This is a genomic window from Sporolactobacillus laevolacticus DSM 442 (assembly GCF_000497245.1).
Lineage (GTDB): Bacteria > Bacillota > Bacilli > Bacillales > Sporolactobacillaceae > Sporolactobacillus > Sporolactobacillus laevolacticus.
The window spans coordinates 176,202-191,649 of sequence record NZ_AWTC01000001.1 but is presented as its reverse complement, the minus strand read 5'-3'; the positions used below and the strand labels follow the sequence as shown (position 1 = coordinate 191,649).

At 43.7% G+C, this 15,448-nt stretch carries 21 protein-coding genes; 17 read left to right on the top strand and 4 right to left on the bottom strand.

The annotated features are described in order from the left end of the window. The first annotated feature begins 193 nt into the window (after positions 1 to 193). From P343_RS20355 to P343_RS37020, 7 genes are all read left to right on the top strand, one after another. A complete protein-coding gene (locus P343_RS20355) occupies positions 194 to 832 on the top strand; it encodes a class I SAM-dependent methyltransferase (RefSeq protein WP_023508533.1) in 639 nt (212 codons plus the stop codon). Between the two features lie 26 nt (positions 833 to 858). Continuing rightward, positions 859 to 1,557, top strand: coding sequence for a 5'-methylthioadenosine/S-adenosylhomocysteine nucleosidase (mtnN, locus tag P343_RS20350; RefSeq protein WP_023508532.1), 699 nt, complete (start codon positions 859 to 861; stop codon positions 1,555 to 1,557). Continuing rightward, entirely contained in the window at positions 1,558 to 2,028 is a 471-nt protein-coding gene (locus tag P343_RS20345) for an S-ribosylhomocysteine lyase (protein WP_023508531.1), read from the top strand. A 38-nt stretch (positions 2,029 to 2,066) separates the two neighbouring features. After that, a complete protein-coding gene (locus tag P343_RS20340) occupies positions 2,067 to 2,981 on the top strand; it encodes a PLP-dependent cysteine synthase family protein (protein ID WP_023508530.1) in 915 nt (304 codons plus the stop codon). Between the two features lie 41 nt (positions 2,982 to 3,022). Then, positions 3,023 to 4,156 (top strand): bifunctional cystathionine gamma-lyase/homocysteine desulfhydrase, encoded by a 1,134-nt coding sequence (locus P343_RS20335; RefSeq protein ID WP_023508529.1) that lies wholly within the window; start codon positions 3,023 to 3,025, stop codon positions 4,154 to 4,156. A gap of 105 nt (positions 4,157 to 4,261) precedes the next feature. After that, positions 4,262 to 4,489 carry a YrhC family protein gene (locus P343_RS37715; RefSeq protein WP_084297690.1) on the top strand — a complete coding sequence of 76 codons (228 nt, stop codon included), beginning with the start codon at positions 4,262 to 4,264 and terminating at the stop codon, positions 4,487 to 4,489. 223 nt (positions 4,490 to 4,712) lie between these two features. After that, on the top strand, positions 4,713 to 4,865 hold the full coding sequence (locus P343_RS37020; RefSeq protein ID WP_023508527.1) for a hypothetical protein: 153 nt from the start codon (positions 4,713 to 4,715) through the stop codon (positions 4,863 to 4,865). A gap of 120 nt (positions 4,866 to 4,985) precedes the next feature. Here P343_RS37020 and P343_RS20325 read toward each other — a convergent pair whose 3' ends face one another. The 3 genes from P343_RS20325 to sda all read right to left on the bottom strand — a co-directional run bounded on the left by P343_RS20325 (position 4,986) and on the right by sda (position 6,393). After that, positions 4,986 to 5,318 carry an acylphosphatase gene (locus P343_RS20325; protein WP_023508525.1) on the bottom strand — a complete coding sequence of 111 codons (333 nt, stop codon included), beginning with the start codon at positions 5,316 to 5,318 and terminating at the stop codon, positions 4,986 to 4,988. 98 nt (positions 5,319 to 5,416) lie between these two features. Further along, positions 5,417 to 6,118, bottom strand: a complete 702-nt coding sequence (gene sigK / locus P343_RS20320; protein WP_023508524.1) for an RNA polymerase sporulation sigma factor SigK — start codon at positions 6,116 to 6,118, stop codon at positions 5,417 to 5,419. A 134-nt stretch (positions 6,119 to 6,252) separates the two neighbouring features. Then, a complete protein-coding gene (sda, locus tag P343_RS36565) occupies positions 6,253 to 6,393 on the bottom strand; it encodes a sporulation histidine kinase inhibitor Sda (protein ID WP_084297689.1) in 141 nt (46 codons plus the stop codon). A 608-nt stretch (positions 6,394 to 7,001) separates the two neighbouring features. Here sda and P343_RS20315 point away from each other — a divergent pair. The 8 genes from P343_RS20315 to P343_RS20280 all read left to right on the top strand — a co-directional run bounded on the left by P343_RS20315 (position 7,002) and on the right by P343_RS20280 (position 12,954). Then, positions 7,002 to 7,517 (top strand): YqeG family HAD IIIA-type phosphatase, encoded by a 516-nt coding sequence (locus tag P343_RS20315; protein ID WP_023508523.1) that lies wholly within the window; start codon positions 7,002 to 7,004, stop codon positions 7,515 to 7,517. Between the two features lie 3 nt (positions 7,518 to 7,520). Continuing rightward, positions 7,521 to 8,618, top strand: coding sequence for a ribosome biogenesis GTPase YqeH (gene yqeH, locus P343_RS20310; RefSeq protein ID WP_023508522.1), 1,098 nt, complete (start codon positions 7,521 to 7,523; stop codon positions 8,616 to 8,618). Positions 8,619 to 8,623: 5 nt separating this feature from the next. Beyond that, the gene (aroE, locus tag P343_RS20305) at positions 8,624 to 9,460 is read left to right on the top strand and encodes a shikimate dehydrogenase (RefSeq protein ID WP_023508521.1); all 837 of its coding nucleotides are present in this window, start codon (positions 8,624 to 8,626) and stop codon (positions 9,458 to 9,460) included. 27 nt (positions 9,461 to 9,487) lie between these two features. Continuing rightward, on the top strand, positions 9,488 to 9,784 hold the full coding sequence (yhbY, locus tag P343_RS20300) for a ribosome assembly RNA-binding protein YhbY (protein WP_023508520.1): 297 nt from the start codon (positions 9,488 to 9,490) through the stop codon (positions 9,782 to 9,784). 11 nt (positions 9,785 to 9,795) lie between these two features. Next, the gene (locus P343_RS20295; protein ID WP_023508519.1) at positions 9,796 to 10,377 is read left to right on the top strand and encodes a nicotinate-nucleotide adenylyltransferase; all 582 of its coding nucleotides are present in this window, start codon (positions 9,796 to 9,798) and stop codon (positions 10,375 to 10,377) included. Next, on the top strand, positions 10,367 to 10,939 hold the full coding sequence (gene yqeK / locus P343_RS20290; RefSeq protein ID WP_023508518.1) for a bis(5'-nucleosyl)-tetraphosphatase (symmetrical) YqeK: 573 nt from the start codon (positions 10,367 to 10,369) through the stop codon (positions 10,937 to 10,939). Before P343_RS20295 ends, yqeK begins: the two co-directional genes overlap by 11 nt. A gap of 22 nt (positions 10,940 to 10,961) precedes the next feature. Then, the gene (gene rsfS, locus P343_RS20285) at positions 10,962 to 11,315 is read left to right on the top strand and encodes a ribosome silencing factor (protein ID WP_023508517.1); all 354 of its coding nucleotides are present in this window, start codon (positions 10,962 to 10,964) and stop codon (positions 11,313 to 11,315) included. A 670-nt stretch (positions 11,316 to 11,985) separates the two neighbouring features. After that, the gene (locus P343_RS20280) at positions 11,986 to 12,954 is read left to right on the top strand and encodes a DMT family transporter (protein ID WP_023508515.1); all 969 of its coding nucleotides are present in this window, start codon (positions 11,986 to 11,988) and stop codon (positions 12,952 to 12,954) included. 243 nt (positions 12,955 to 13,197) lie between these two features. Here the strand turns inward: P343_RS20280 and comER are convergent, their stop codons facing one another. Next, complete coding sequence (gene comER, locus P343_RS20275; RefSeq protein ID WP_422784798.1) at positions 13,198 to 14,010, bottom strand: late competence protein ComER; 813 nt, start codon at positions 14,008 to 14,010, stop codon at positions 13,198 to 13,200. A gap of 122 nt (positions 14,011 to 14,132) precedes the next feature. Here comER and P343_RS20270 point away from each other — a divergent pair, with 122 nt between their 5' ends. Both P343_RS20270 and P343_RS20265 read left to right on the top strand, forming a co-directional pair. Then, positions 14,133 to 14,792 carry a helix-hairpin-helix domain-containing protein gene (locus P343_RS20270; RefSeq protein ID WP_023508513.1) on the top strand — a complete coding sequence of 220 codons (660 nt, stop codon included), beginning with the start codon at positions 14,133 to 14,135 and terminating at the stop codon, positions 14,790 to 14,792. 90 nt (positions 14,793 to 14,882) lie between these two features. Next, entirely contained in the window at positions 14,883 to 15,350 is a 468-nt protein-coding gene (locus P343_RS20265) for a ComE operon protein 2 (RefSeq protein WP_023508512.1), read from the top strand. Positions 15,351 to 15,448: the final 98 nt, after the last annotated feature.

The window sequence follows — 15,448 nt, the reverse complement described above, 5'->3', positions numbered from 1 at the left end:
AGATCGCTCGCGATGGAGCAAGGTTTTCGTGAGTGAAAAGATGCAATCGTTTTCCTCAGTGGACTGCTTTAGCCAAAGGTTATCTATTGATTATTAAAAGGATGTGTGATAAATTTAGTGACATTAAAGCCACTATTCCATACTAATATTATATGAATTTAAGGTTATTAAAACGGTATGGGAGGAAAAACGTATGGGACGGGAATTTATTGACACTTTTGAAAAGTGGGCAGACGTTTATGACCAATCTGTTTCTGGAAGCGACTTGGAGTACCAGGAGGTCTTCAGAGACTATAAATATATTCTTCAGACAGTAGCGAGCCACGCGAAAGGCGAGGTACTCGAATTTGGCGTGGGGACAGGTAATTTGACAAAAGAATTAGTGAAGCAAGGACTGAATGTGATCGGTATTGAACCGTCGGAAAAAATGCGACTGAAAGCAAAAGTGAAAATTCCGGAACTTCAATTGTATGACGGAGATTTTCTCGATTTTCCGCTGCCGGATCATCAAATCGATTCGATCGTCAGCTCCTTCGCGTTCCACCATCTAACCGATGAAGAAAAAGAACAGGCGATTGAGAATTATGGCCGCCTTCTTCCGATTAATGGTAGAATAGTTTTTGCGGATACACTATTTGACAGTGAAATCGAAAAGAAAAAGGTGCATCGTTGGGCGAAAGTGCATGGCTACTCTCATTTGCTGAAAGACCTTCGCACGGAGTATTACCCAATTCGTCAGACGCTTTATACGGCCTTCCGCAAACATCACTTTGTGCCGTATTTTAAGCAGATGAACCGATTTGCTTGGCTGATTGTTGCCGAAAAAAATTGAACGATGCGTTTCAGGAGGAAGAAGTTGTGACATTAGGAATTATCGGAGCAATGGAAGAAGAAGTTGATTTGCTCAGGAAACAAATGACCGGAGTCGAAGAAAGTGAAATTGCCGGCTGCCGTTTCTATACAGGAGAACTTCAAGGTGCAGCCGTTGTGTTGTTGCAGTCCGGCATCGGTAAAGTAAGTGCGGCAATCGGGACAACACTATTAATTGATCACTTCCACCCGGAATTTGTGATTAACACCGGATCAGCGGGAGGAACTGATCCATCATTAAATATTGGCGATGTAGTGATCTCATCGGCGGTCGTTCATCATGATGCAGATGCAACTGCATTTGGCTACGTTCCGGGACAGATTCCGGGCATGCCGCCAGCTTTCCTGCCGGATCAAAAGTTGGCAAAGGAGGCTGTAGAAGCCGCAAAAGCCGTATTAACAGGACATCAGATTGTCGATGGGTGGATTGGAACCGGCGATTCGTTCATGGCGGATGCAAAGCGTATCCAAGGATTGAAGGATACCTTTCCAGAGATAAAAGCTGTTGAAATGGAGGCAGCTGCGATTGCACAAGTGTGCCATCAATTTGGCGTGCCATTCCTAATTGTCCGATCACTATCAGACATTGCTGGGAAAGAATCCAATATTTCGTTTGATCAATTCTTACCAACAGCAGCCAAGCACTCAGCTGAATTTATTCTTTCACTCATAAAGGAGATGGCTTAAGTGACAGAACGCAGAAAGATGAACGTTGAAAGCTTTAATTTGGATCATACAAAGGTGAAAGCGCCGTATGTTCGCCTCGTTGGTGTAACGAAAGCGCCGCACGGCGATGAAATTTATAAATATGATGTTCGTTTTTGCCAACCGAATGAGGAGCATATGGAGATGCCCGCACTACATTCTCTTGAACATTTAATGGCAGAAAATATTCGTAATCATATTGATAATATATTCGATGTCGGACCGATGGGCTGCCAGACAGGCTTCTATGTGTCGATCATCGATAACAGCAGTTATGATGCAATTCTTCAGGCTCTTGAACTAACGCTCACCGATGTCTTGAACGCAACTGAAGTTCCAGCTGCAAACTGTTACCAATGCGGCTGGGCGGCAAGCCACGATCTTGTCGGCGCAAAGAAAATTGCGGAAAAAATGTTGGCGCACAAGGCAGAGTGGAAAGAGATTTATGCATAAACCAGACCTTGTGCCCGAATTACAGGGAGTGAAAGGTTGTGACTTTATATCAGAACGTCCACGAATTAGTTGGACGTACGCCGCTCGTGGCGCTACATGCGTTTCCGCTTCCAGCGGGTGTGCAGGTGTACGCAAAATGCGAGTATTTTAATCCAGGTGGAAGTGTCAAAGATCGGTTGGGCGAAAAACTGATCCGGCAAGCGATGGCATCTGGAAAATTGAAGCCCGGCGGCACACTGATTGAGCCGACCGCCGGTAACACCGGGATTGGCCTTGCGCTCGCTGCGGTAGGTAAGGGTATACATGTGATCTTCTGCGTGCCTGAAAAATTCAGTATGGAAAAACAAATTCTGATGAGAGCATTGGGTGCACAGGTTGTGAACACGCCTACTGATCAGGGCATGGCGGGTGCAGTCGCCAAAGCCCGACAATTAGAGAGGGAGATCAAAGGCGGCTATTGCCCGAACCAGTTTGCAAATCCGGATAATCCCAATGCCTATTTTGAAACCTTAGGTCCTGAGATTTGGGAAGACCTGAATGGAAAGGTGGATGTTCTTGTCGCTGGTGCTGGTACCGGCGGGACATTCACAGGTACTGCTGAGTATTTGAAGAAGAAAAATCCAAATGTGAAAACGGTAGTTGTTGAACCTGTTGGATCAATATTGAACGGCGGGAAACCTGCATCGCATAGAACAGAAGGAATTGGAATGGAGTTTATTCCTTCTTTTGTGAAAACCAAGTATTTTGATGCAATTTATACAATTAGCGATCAGGACGCTTTCCGACGGTTAAAAGAAGCTGCTGAGAAAGAAGGCTTGCTAATAGGCAGTTCTTCCGGATCCGCTTTGCACGCAGCTTTGCTCGAATCTGAAAAATCAGCGCCTGGTACGAATATCGTTGTCATTTTTCCAGACTCTAGCGAACGCTATCTCAGCGAGCATATTTATGACTGAACACATAGTGTAACAAGAAGAAAAAACAGGGAGGGCTCATAGTGAGACCGAAAACACAAGTTATTCACGCAGGAATTTTTGGAGATGAATACACAGGCAGTGTGTCTGTTCCCATTTATCAGACGAGCACTTATAAACAAGAAGCTGTTGGTAAAACCAAAGGTTACGACTATTCACGTACGGCCAATCCGACACGCCGCGCCTTGGAAGTGCTGATTCAAGAATTAGAACACGGAAAGGCAGGATTTGCGTTCGGCTCGGGAATGGCGGCAATCTCTTCAGTCCTGATGCTGCTGAACAGTGGCGATCACGTGGTGATCACAGATGATGTCTATGGAGGAACATTCCGTGTCGTGGATAAAGTGTTTAAGAGACTCGGAATCTCCGCAACCTTTGTTGACACAAGCGATCCAAATCAGATCACACAAGCGATTACAAAACAAACCAAAGCTGTATATTTGGAAACGCCAACGAATCCACTATTGAAGGTGACGGATATTCGCAAAGCGGCACAGATTGCCCACCAGCATCAGTTGCTGTTAATCGTCGATAACACATTTGCGACACCGTACTGGCAACATCCACTAGACCTCGGCGCTGACATTGTCCTTCACAGCGCAACGAAGTATATCGGCGGCCACAGCGATGTCGTTGCCGGCTTGGTTGCCGTTGCTTCCGATGATCTGGCTGAGAAAATCGGCTTTATTCAGAATTCAGTAGGCGCCGTACCAGGACCTCAAGATGCCTGGCTGCTTGTCCGTGGAATCAAAACTTTGGGTCTGCGCATGGAGCAGATCGAAAAGAACGCAAATAAGATTGCTGAATACCTTCAGGCACATCCGAAAGTGAAGAAAGTCTATTATCCAGGACTTGCAAGTCACCCAGGTCATGCCCTTGCGGAAAAACAAGCGGGTGGATTCGGCGGAATGATTTCCTTTGATGCGGGGGATGAAGAGACTGTTAATAAGATTCTTGCAAAGACACGTTATTTTACACTGGCAGAGAGTTTGGGCGCAGTAGAGAGCTTGATCTCGGTACCGGCTAAAATGACTCATGCTTCCATTCCGAAGCCGCGCAGGGAGGAACTTGGCATTACTGACGGATTAATCCGCCTGTCCGTAGGTATTGAGGATGTTGAAGATTTAATCGAAGATTTAGATCAAGCATTAAGTTAACGAGTAGATCATGGCACTGCCGGAACGGGCAGTGTTCTTTTTTTGTCAGAAACTACCTGACTTCCTTACTTTCATCTCATGTTATATTAATCTAGTGACGGAGGGATGATGATGGAAGAACAACAGAAAATCATTTTTGAAAAAATTATCGATTGCCGTAGAATTGGCATGTTATGCCTATTCTTAAGTACATTTCTTTATACAGGAACACTGATTCCGAAGTTTGGTGAGATCCAATGGAAACTTGAAACTCTTTCCGGTTCCAGTTTCATTTTTTTAGTGCTTTCATTCTTTTTTTATTGGCGATCATCAAAGCTCAAAGAAAAGTTATAATCGAGGTAATTCGAGTTAATTAATGTTCGAACATTTCATGTAACGAAAAACCGCTGAACGATTTATTAAAGAATCGTTCAGCGGTTTTTTATTTTTCGGGATGAAAAAGATTCAGACTTGGGAAGGAGACGAAAACCGTTCATCAGTCTGTCGCTGCCGTGCACGTCTAAATTTAAAATTATTGATGTAAAGAGCAAATGAGAAATGCTTAGGGGGAGTAAAAATGATCTGTTTTCACATTAAAAAGCTGGCTGTAACCTTAGAATGGAAATCAACAGCAGTTAATAGGGTTTTAGAAGTCAAGCGTGAGCAGTATCAGAAAAGTGTTCATGAAGCAATTCTTGATCAACAGTGTTCAAGGGGTTTTTATGTGTAAATTAACCGATTTATTTGTGAAGAAAATTGGACCCCAGCCCCGAAAAAAAGCTGATGTCCAATTTTCAGTGTGCCCACAACGAAGCGTTATCGCTTTCAGTTTGCTTGTGGGAACATTAATTTAAATAGAGTTTTTTATCTCGAACAATTTGTAATTTTTCGGTTCTGAATATTCATATATATCCACGTGTTTAATCCGTGAGAAGGGACTTCCTTTTTTTATCGTTTTGACGAATTGCTTAATATCGGTTTCTTCACCTTCGGCAGCGATTTCCACACTGCCATCTTCACGATTGCGCACCCAACCGGAAATTCGGTATACATTAGCTTGTTGCCATGTGAAATATCGGAAACCAACAGTTTGCACTCTACCCTCGACAACTAAGTGAAGGCTTATTATTCTCTCCGGCTCGCCCATTAGGTTCAAGCCTTTTCTTTTGTCTGATTCGTTCATAATAATGCCTCGATTCTCATCCTTATTCTGAACTTCTCTAAAATAAGTGTACCATTGAACAACCTGATAGGGTATGAGAATGCTTATTTTCAAAAGTTTTATTTGTTTGGTCTTCGGTAAATTTCATTGAACAGCTTCATCAAGGCACGTTTTTCAATACGCGAGACATAACTTCTGGAGATAGACAATTTTTTTGCGATTTCCCGTTGTGTCAATTCGTTTTGATTGTCCAGTCCGAAACGGTCGATGATGACTTCTTTTTCGCGAGGATCCAAGACATGCAACGCGCCATATATCTTTTTTGTTTCAAGGTTTAACGAAATTTCATCGACGATATCCTTATTTGTTGATTTAAGGATATCAATCAAAGATATGGTATTTCCCTCTTTATCTTGACCGATTGGATCATTTAAAGAGACATCCTTACGGGTTTTCTTTAGGCCGCGTAAATGCATCAATATTTCATTTTCTATACAGCGAGCCGCATAGGTCGCGAGTTTTGTTCCTTTTCCGGTAGAATAGCTCTTAATTGCTTTAATAAGTCCAATGGTTCCGATTGAGATTAAATCATCCGTGTCTTCCTTTGTATTCTCAAACTTCTTTACAATGTGGGCGACGAGCCGTAAGTTGTGTTCGATCAGTTTATTACGGGCATCTTCGTTCCCCTCAGCCATCAATGTCAGGCATCTTGCTTCCTCATCCTCTGAAAGAGGCTGAGGAAAAGCATTGTTTTTTACGTAAGATACAAGCAGCCACACATTTTTGAACAAATACGCGAGTCCACCGACAATCGACAGCATGACCGACCACTCCTCCGGGAGATCTGATTTTGCTTTGCTGTCTTTTAATGTATGGGCATTTGTCCTGTCCCGTGTCTGTCCTATTCGAAAAGAATCGTGGCAGTTTGCAGGTTATCTGGTTCCTTGTTAGGTAATTAGCTTGTTTGACGCATCTTGTTGCACAGGCTTCTTCTTTCTATCTCTTTCTCGATGAGCTTGATAAAGTCTTCGCTTAAATGATATTCCTTGGCTTTAGTGTAAGATTCAATAAGTAGATCATCCGAAAGTGTCTCCATTCTCAACCGTTTCCGGTCTCTCAGCTCCTTTAATCGCGTGAAAAATCAATCCGTATGAACTGCTCAATTATCCTTATACGGATTAATCTACAGTATGGTTTGTTAGATTAGAATTAACTCAAGAATCTGGTAATTTTGCAATCGGCGGCCTGAAAAAGTCTATTGTCAACCGTTACCAATTTTCAGCTCCTTCGTAAGCGATCTAGGAAATGAAGTAGTGAAAAGATAGGTCATAAGCACGAGCGAATTTCTGCTACGTACAAAATACCGCCGGTTTTTCCAATAAGTACACTCTATCATGTTCAAAGATTTTGAACAATTCGTGTTTTATCCACAACAAAAGTGGATAAACTGTGCATTTCGTGTGGGTAATTTGCGATAAAGCAGGATTTTATTGGAGAAAGATGTGGACAAGTTTATCCACATAATTTAACCTGTCAAGTTTTGTCGAAATATTTAGGAACTATTTGTACATGCTTGTACATAGTATTACCATTTATTGTGTTTTTTTAGAGATTTAAAGGGTGAACCGGATAAAAGAGATTTAGGGGTTGGTAAAAACGTCAACATGTGGGAAAATGAGATCAGAATATGAGGTGGCTAATTCAGTGTTGAAAAAATTTTTACCTGATGAACATGTAGAAAATATATTAGATATTCAGCCGGAAATGCTGAAAAAGAGAGGAATCAAGGGACTGGTCACGGATCTTGACAATACGCTAGTGGCCTGGAATGAGCCCAATATTACACCGCAATTGGTTGCATGGTTTTCTTCGTTAAAAAAAGCGGGCATTTCGGTCATGATCATGTCGAACAATAGTGAGAAACGGGTCAAGCTTTTTTCACATCCGGCGGATATTCCGTATATCTTCCGGGCGCGAAAACCGCTTCCTTTTGCTTTTAAACGTGCAATGCGGATAATGAACGTGAAAAAAGATGAACTGGTTGTTGTCGGCGATCAGCTCATGACGGATGTCTGGGGAGGTAATCAGGTTGGGGCACACACCATATTAGTTGCACCAATTGCTTCAACGGATGGATGGGCAACAAAGCTTAATCGTCACCTAGAGCGTTTTATACTTTCACTTATGAGGCGCAAAGGATGGCTGAAATGGGAGGAATAATTCATGGATGAACGATTTTGCGCGGGATGCGGCGTTAAGATACAAACAAGTGATGAACATGCCCTGGGTTATGCGCCAAAAAGTGCGCTTCAACATGACCCGGTTGTCTGCCAGCGGTGTTTCCGTCTGACCCATTATAATGAGATCCAAGAGGTTTCGCTAACCGGCGATGATTTTCTCAATATGCTCTCGCAAATTGCTGAAAAGGACGCACTCGTTGTCTATCTCGTTGATCTCTTTGACATTGCCGGAAGCTGGGTTCCAGGTTTGCAGCGTTTTGTCGGAAATAATCCAATCTTGCTCGTGGGCAATAAAAAGGATTTATTCCCTAAATCAACGAATGAGCATAAATTAATCAGCTGGATACAGCGTGCTGCTCGTGAACAAGGTCTTAAACCTGTGGATATTTTCCTGATGAGCGCCGGCAAAAACCATGGACTAGATGAAGTTGCTGCACAAATCGATTATTATCGGCAAGGTCGGGATGTGTATGTTGTCGGTGCAACAAATGTTGGGAAATCAACGTTTATTAACCATCTGATCCAGCAGTCGGGTTCAGAATCGGTTATCACCACTTCAAGATTTCCGGGAACCACTCTTGATTTTATTGAGATACCGCTGGATGACGGTTGCAATTTGTATGATACACCTGGAGTGGTCAATGCTCATCAAGTGGCACATTTTATCGAAACACGTGATTACAAGAAGGTTATGCCTGCCAAAGAAATCAAACCCAAGGTCTTTCAGCTTAATGAAAATCAGACACTGTTTCTAGGAGGACTTGCTCGAGTTGACTACATCGGCCCATCGAAACGGTCGTTAATTGCCTATGTCGCAAGTTCATTACTGATTCACCGGACGAAGACCGACCAGGCGGATGATTTATATGCTCGTCAACTCGGTCATTTGCTGGCGCCGCCAAGTGAAGGGACCATTCTTCCGAAAATGGAACGGTATGATTTCCGCACCGAAGAAAATGACTCGGATGTTGTCTTTTCCGGTTTAGGCTGGATTACAATCAAGGGCAAAGGGGCTAGAGTTTCAGCGTATGCGCCGAAAGGCATAGGTGTTTCTCTGCGTCCGTCAATCATAAAGGGGTAACTGAAATGGAAAAACGGTATGGCCTTATTGGTGAGCCAATTGAGCACAGCCTGTCACCAGCCATGCACAATTTTTGGTTCAAGGAATCAGGAGTATCAGGAGATTACAAGGCGTATTCCGTACCAATGCAAGAACTTGCCGAAACCGTAGAACGATTAAAAGCAATTGGAATTCATGGCTTTAATGTCACTTTTCCGCACAAAACTGCAATCATGCCATTACTTGATGAAGTCAGCACTTTGGCAGAAACGATTGGTGCTGTGAATACTGTTGTTCAATCTAATGGGCGGTTAATCGGGTATAATACAGATGGTATGGGCTTTCTCGAAGGTCTGAAGGCTCATTTCCCAATGCTTGCTACTCAAAAACCATCAGTTCTGATCATCGGCGCCGGTGGAGCGGCACGTTCGGTTGCTTTAGTGCTTGCGCAGGCAATCTGTTCTAGAATTGATATTTGTAACCGCACATTCGAACGGGCACTGATACTGAGTGAGTCTTGCAAGAAATTTTGCACATCTCAGGCATTAAATTTTGCCCAAGCTGAGAAACAGATTGACCAGTATCAGATCATTATCAATACGACGTCATTGGGTTTATACCCAGAGACAGATCACCAGGTTATCAAGATTGATGGAGCCGCTTCGAATACACTGTTCGTTGATCTCATCTACCGTCCGAATCGGACGGCCTTTCTAAATGATGCGGAGCGGCTAGGATATCGCGTGATGAATGGTCTTCCGATGCTGGTCTGCCAAGGCGCTCTCGCCTTTCAAAAATGGACGGGGGTATACCCCGACACAAAAAAAATGGAAGACTACTTGATTCGCACATTTCTGTCTTGAGTTGAACATGAAGGAGTTAAGAGCATTATGCTAAGTAATAATCAGAAAAAGTATTTAAAAAAACTGGCGCATCCACTGAAACCTGTCTTTCAGGTTGGAAAAACGGGTGTGCATGACCAGTTCATTGACGAGATTGATCATGTACTCGAAAAACGTGAACTGATTAAAGTTCAATTTTTACAGAACACATTCGAGGATCCGGTTGCGGCGGGTGAAGAAATTAGTGAACGCACCGGTTCTGAACTTGTGCAAGTGATTGGTCATACAGCAATCTTTTACAGGCCGTCTAAAGAGCACAGACGAATTGAATGTCCAAAAAAGTAGGTTAAAGTTCTATGACTAAAAGAATTGGCATTTTTGGCGGCACTTTTGATCCGCCGCACCTTATGCATCTTCTGATTGCAGAGGAGGCTTTGGAAGCCTGTGAACTGGATCAGGTATGGTTTTTGCCAAGTTATCAGCCGCCGCATGTACAAGGGAAAAAGGCGCATACAAGCGCCGAACAGCGTGCGAAGATGGTTCAATTAGCGATTGAAAGCAATGATCGATTCGCAGTCAATTTTGCGGAAATAGAACGCAAAGGCAAGTCATATACAGTTGACACCTTTCGTGAATTAAAAGAGATGTATCCGGATGATCACTTTTATTTCATTCTCGGCGCAGATATGGTTGATGATCTTCCAACATGGCATCAGATCGAAGAACTTTGCAAATTGACTTCATTCATTGCTTTTAAGCGTCCCGGCTATCCGGAATCACATCCGGATATTGCGGATGTGCGGTATATCGACATGCCGAAGGTTGATCTGTCCTCAAGTTTTCTGCGCGAGCGGCTGAAGCTTGGGCGTTCATGCCGCTACTTTCTTAGCGACGCAGTCATAAATTACATAAAGGAGCGACGACTTTATGAAGATTGAAGAAGCAGAGAAGGCAATAAAGGCTATTCTCCCGGAAAAAAGATACCGGCATTCAGTCGGTGTATCGGAAACGGCAGGCATGCTTGCGGAGCAGTATGGCGGAGACAAAGATCGGGCAAAACTTGCAGGGATGCTTCATGATATCGTCAAATATTTTTCTGACGATGAATTGAAGACGATGATACTGCGCAAACCAGGGACATGGGGCGACTGTCTTGATTATTCGGATAAACTTTGGCACGCGCCTGCCGGAGCGATCTACATTGAAGAAAATTTCGGTATTGTCGATTCGGATATCCTGAATGCGGTTATCTATCACACAACCGGGCGCAAGCAGATGACACTTCTTGAGAAGATTATTTTCTTGGCCGATTATATTGAACCTGGCCGTGATTTCCCAGGCGTTGATGAGGTAAGGGAAGCTGCCAAGCAGGATCTCAATCAGGCTGTTTTTCTGGAATTGCAAAAAACAATTACTCATCTTTTGTCAAAAAGCCAAAGCGTCTATCCGAAGACATTTGAAGCATATAATGATCTCGTACAACAGCTTAAGAACAAATAAGAAAAATCAATGAGGTGACTGAATGAACAGTGAGGAATGGGTTAAGTATCTCGCAGAAGCAGCGGACGACAAAAAAGCTCAGGATCTTGTGATGCTGAAAATGCAAGGAATCTCAATCATGGCAGATTATTTTATCATTTGCCACGGCGATTCAGAAAAACAAGTACAGGCTATCTCAATGGCGTTGCGAAAAGCGGCGGAAGAAAAAGGGCTGACGATCCACAGAATGGAAGGCTATGACCAGGCACGCTGGGTCCTGATTGACTTAGGCGATGTGGTCGCTCATGTCTTCCACAAAGACGAACGAGATTATTATCAATTGGAAAAATTATGGGGAGATGCCCCATTATATACATTAGAAAAAAAGCCTCTTTAAATAGGGGAGTTCAAAAAGTCCGGGAAAGGGTAAGAAGGATCTTCTGCTAATTACATGCACGTCCTGTGCATAACGCAGAAGTCACCGCATCCTGCGGAAGTNTCCGGGAAAGGGTAAGAAGGATCTTCTGCTAATTACATGCACGTCCTGTGCATAACGCAGAAGTCACCGCATCCTGCGGAAGTTCTCTTCGTCAACTTGTTTCTCTGCTCCTCACGTATTAGAGGGGATCTTCGACTAATTACACTCACGTCCTGTGAGTAACGTCGAAGTCACTATCCTGTAGAAGTACGTCCGGTGCTCGAAACTGCCCTTCCTTGATCTTCGACGCACAGGACGTGCTAGTGTCAGGCATGCCACAGGACGTGGCGTTTTGCCTGACCTCGGCCCTTTTTGTCCTCCTTTTTGAACAGACTCTTAAAGTCGGCTATGTTTACACTAAGTTGATAAACGATTTTCACAGCATGTTCGGGTTCATACCTTTTGATGGTTATCTCAAGCGTGCAAAGCTTATGGAATCCGTATCCGATTCCAAAAATCAACAGAGTAATGTGAATTGCTGATTAAGTGTGGAGATGTTTTTCTCTCCACATTTTCTTTTATTAGATTTAGACTTAATTTACTGACAATTCACTTATTGATCTGCACTTAATGTGAGGAGGGAACGTATTTGAAAGCGATTGTGCTTGGTGTGTTTGCGGCCTTTTTCTTTGCCGCGGCCTTTATTTTTAACCGCTCGATGGAATTATCCGGGGGAAGCTGGATTTGGAGCGGATCATTGCGCTACTTTTTTATGCTCCCGTTCCTTGCTTTAATTGTGTTTGTGAGAGGGAATCTCATGCCTCTTCTACGTGCGATGAAGAAGGATTGGCGGCGTTGGGTTCTGTGGAGTTCTGTTGGTTTCGGGTTGTTCTACGCTCCATTATGTTACGCCTCCAGCTTTGCCCCGGGTTGGCTGATTGCAGGTACCTGGCAATTCACGATCGTCGCCGGTTCACTGCTAGCTCCGTTGTTCTACGTAACGGTTCCGTCGATAAATGGAGAGATGAGAATAAGAGGAAGGATACCGGTTAAAGGGCTCATGTTGTCTCTAATCATCTTATTTGGGATTGCACTGCTTCAAGTCGAGCAGACAAGCAGTCTTTCGATTCGCTATGCATTATTAGCTGTCGTTCCAGTGGTGATCGCCGCTTTTGCTTATCCACTGGGAAATAGGAAGATGATGGATGTTTGCGGGGGACAACTGGATACTTATCAGCGGGTATTCGGCATGACACTGGCGAGTATGCCTTTTTGGCTCATCTTGGCGGTTTACGGACTATTCACGGCAGGGAAACCAAGCCAGACACAGGTTACGCAGTCGTTCATCGTTGCTATCAGTTCCGGTGTCATTGCAACAATTCTTTTTTTCTCGGCGACGGATCAAGTGCGTGGCAATATGCAGAAACTGGCAGCTGTTGAAGCAACGCAATCGATGGAAGTGCTCTTTACCGTGCTCGGTGAGCTGGTACTTTTATCCGCGCCATTGCCTTCACTACTTTCATGGACCGGTATGCTGGTCATCATGGTGGGTATGGTTTTACATAGTTTTATGTCTCGAACTGAAGACCTGCCAATGGAGAAACAAGAACAGGCGTGAAGAGATAAAAAGGAATGATCCGGTACAATTCGCTAAAGAAGCGAGATCGTATGGATCATTTTTTTTATGCAAAAAGAATTTCTTAAGGACTATCGTATAAGTGTCACTAAGACTCGGCTATCGCTAGAGGTTTGACGAAGCAAAGTTTTCTAATAAAAAATTCTATATTGAAGCAGGATTATAGTAAGTATTGTCGAAAATAAATATATACCCTTTCATTCATGTTGCCGTTTCGTCTTTTGTTTAATCTCCATTGAATTCAGTGTTTACCACATGACGATCCTCTATGAATTTTTTCTGTGTTTCAGTAAACAGCTTTTCAAACACGTCACTGATCTCTTGCTCTAAGACAGCTAAACCGACTCCTGTCACTCCGCCTTTCACCGTAACTTTTTTTTGTAATTCTTCAAGTGTGTAGATGTGTTCTTCAAATATTTTCCCCAATCCCGCCACCATTTCCGTTGTTAATTGCGTCGCCTGTTTTTTTGAAATAGAGGTGCTGCTTACTGCTCCATCAATCATCCTTTGAAGCAAGTAAGATAAAAATGCAGGACCGCAGCTGGAAATATCCGACGCGACACGTACATTTTCTTCATCGATCTCAATTGGATGCGAAAATTGTGAAAGAATGGCCCACAACTTGCTCTTTTGGACATCGGTCACGCTGGATCCAAACGTTACAAGTGTGCTGCCTGAAAGACTCTGATTTACAATGCTCGGGATCACGCGGGCTACCTGGCATGGAATCAGGCTTTCAAGCTGGGTCACACTGATCGGGCTTGTGATTGAGATGGCCAGCTGTTTCGGATGCCACCTGCCGCGCAAAGTTTGCAGAAGTGGGTGAAACTCCGCTGGTTTTACGCAGAGAAAGACGATGTCCGCATGCTGGAGAATTTCGTTCGGTGATGAATAGACCGATAGCAGGCGATACTTTTTTGCCAGTTCAAGTGCTTTCTGTTTCGTCCGGTTTGTGACGGAAATGAACCTCGGTCTTGTTGCCTTGCTTCTCACTAAAGCATCGACAATTAGCGAGCCCATATTTCCTGTTCCGATCACGCCGATCCTCATTGCACTTCACCTCAATCTCGTTCTCTATCCTTTTTGGACTCTATGTCATAAGTGCCAAGATTATGTATGGCATAACTGTATGCTTCTGTAACTTGAAAAGGGGGTATCCGATGAAAATTCTGTGGATGAAATACAAATTACTTATCAGTGCTGTTCTGATCATTGCGGTTATCATACTCTGGATGTTCTATCAGCATCAATCGACGATTAAGAATACGGTGGAAATACAAAAATCTAATCAATTCGTCTCAAAACAAGACCAAACGCCATCTGAAAATGCCGGCGATAAAATTGTTGAGCAGGATAACGGAGCGTCGATGGATCTGGTCATCGATATCAAGGGTGCAGTGCGGAATCCGGGAATTTATCATGTACATTCTTCTGATCGAGTGATTGATGGAATTGCACTGGCTGGTGGACTAACAAAAAAGGCGGATCGCAACAAAATAAACCTTGCGCAGAAAGTGGCAGATGAGATGGTGATTTATGTACCTGAGAAAGGCGATAAGAGTGTGGGGGAAATTGTCGGTCAGGGAGGAATTACTGGTACCTCGCAAGGGCAGAGCGGTCCCGAACAAAAAGTCAATGTGAACACCGCTGATGAACAGGGCATGCAAAACCTGCCGGGTATCGGACCTGCAAAAGCGAAGGCGATTATCCAATACAGAGAGGAGCATGGCCCATTTAAAAGTCTTGATGAACTGACCAATGTTTCGGGTATCGGTGACAAATCTTTGGAAAAAATTAAGCCGGCAGCTTCACTTCAATGACTCTCTCACAGGAAAAAATCAGTAAGCGAAAGGGAGGTGTATTCTGATACAATAGGGACAGGTTTACTCAGATCAGGAGGAAATAAGAACATGAAAAGATTATCTTGGGATCAATATTTTATGGCACAGAGTCATTTACTTGCTTCAAGAAGCACATGCACGAGGCTTGTTGTCGGCGCAACCATCGTCCGTGACAAACGGATCATCGCAGGGGGATATAATGGATCTATTGCAGGCGGCCCGCATTGTACGGATGAAGGATGTTATATAGTCGACGGCCACTGCGTACGAACAATTCATGCGGAGATGAATGCAATCCTTCAATGTGCGAAATTTGGTGAGCCGACCGACGGCGCGGAAATTTATGTTACACATTATCCTTGCATCCAATGCTGCAAAGCGATCATTCAGGCAGGCATTAAAAGTGTCTATTTCGCTAAGGACTATAAGAATGACCCATATGCCGAAGAGCTTTATAAAGCGGCAAAGGTGAATGTGAAGAAGGTACCTTTTGATAATTTTTTTGAACTTAAAATGATGGGAAACGTAACGCAATGATTGAATAGGAGGCGAACACACATGTGCCTAGTGCATAATTGGCTATGTCGCTGCATTAAAGGTGCCGGCTGATATGCCTTTTTCCGGCAGATGGCATC

Excerpts from the sequence above, each read along its gene's own strand:
- P343_RS37020 (WP_023508527.1), top strand. The coding sequence starts at position 4,713 with ATGATCTGTTTTCACATTAAAAAGCTGGCTGTAACCTTAGAATGGAAA.
- yqeK (WP_023508518.1), top strand. The coding sequence starts at position 10,367 with ATGAAGATTGAAGAAGCAGAGAAGGCAATAAAGGCTATTCTCCCGGAA.
- P343_RS20325 (WP_023508525.1), bottom strand. The coding sequence starts at position 5,318 with ATGAACGAATCAGACAAAAGAAAAGGCTTGAACCTAATGGGCGAGCCG.
- yqeH (WP_023508522.1), top strand. The coding sequence starts at position 7,521 with ATGGATGAACGATTTTGCGCGGGATGCGGCGTTAAGATACAAACAAGT.
- P343_RS20270 (WP_023508513.1), top strand. The coding sequence starts at position 14,133 with ATGAAAATTCTGTGGATGAAATACAAATTACTTATCAGTGCTGTTCTG.
- P343_RS20295 (WP_023508519.1), top strand. The coding sequence starts at position 9,796 with ATGACTAAAAGAATTGGCATTTTTGGCGGCACTTTTGATCCGCCGCAC.
- sigK (WP_023508524.1), bottom strand. The coding sequence starts at position 6,118 with ATGCTGTCGATTGTCGGTGGACTCGCGTATTTGTTCAAAAATGTGTGG.
- aroE (WP_023508521.1), top strand. The coding sequence starts at position 8,624 with ATGGAAAAACGGTATGGCCTTATTGGTGAGCCAATTGAGCACAGCCTG.
- rsfS (WP_023508517.1), top strand. The coding sequence starts at position 10,962 with ATGAACAGTGAGGAATGGGTTAAGTATCTCGCAGAAGCAGCGGACGAC.
- P343_RS20355 (WP_023508533.1), top strand. The coding sequence starts at position 194 with ATGGGACGGGAATTTATTGACACTTTTGAAAAGTGGGCAGACGTTTAT.
- sda (WP_084297689.1), bottom strand. The coding sequence starts at position 6,393 with ATGGAGACACTTTCGGATGATCTACTTATTGAATCTTACACTAAAGCC.
- yhbY (WP_023508520.1), top strand. The coding sequence starts at position 9,488 with ATGCTAAGTAATAATCAGAAAAAGTATTTAAAAAAACTGGCGCATCCA.
- P343_RS20265 (WP_023508512.1), top strand. The coding sequence starts at position 14,883 with ATGAAAAGATTATCTTGGGATCAATATTTTATGGCACAGAGTCATTTA.
- P343_RS37715 (WP_084297690.1), top strand. The coding sequence starts at position 4,262 with ATGATGATGGAAGAACAACAGAAAATCATTTTTGAAAAAATTATCGAT.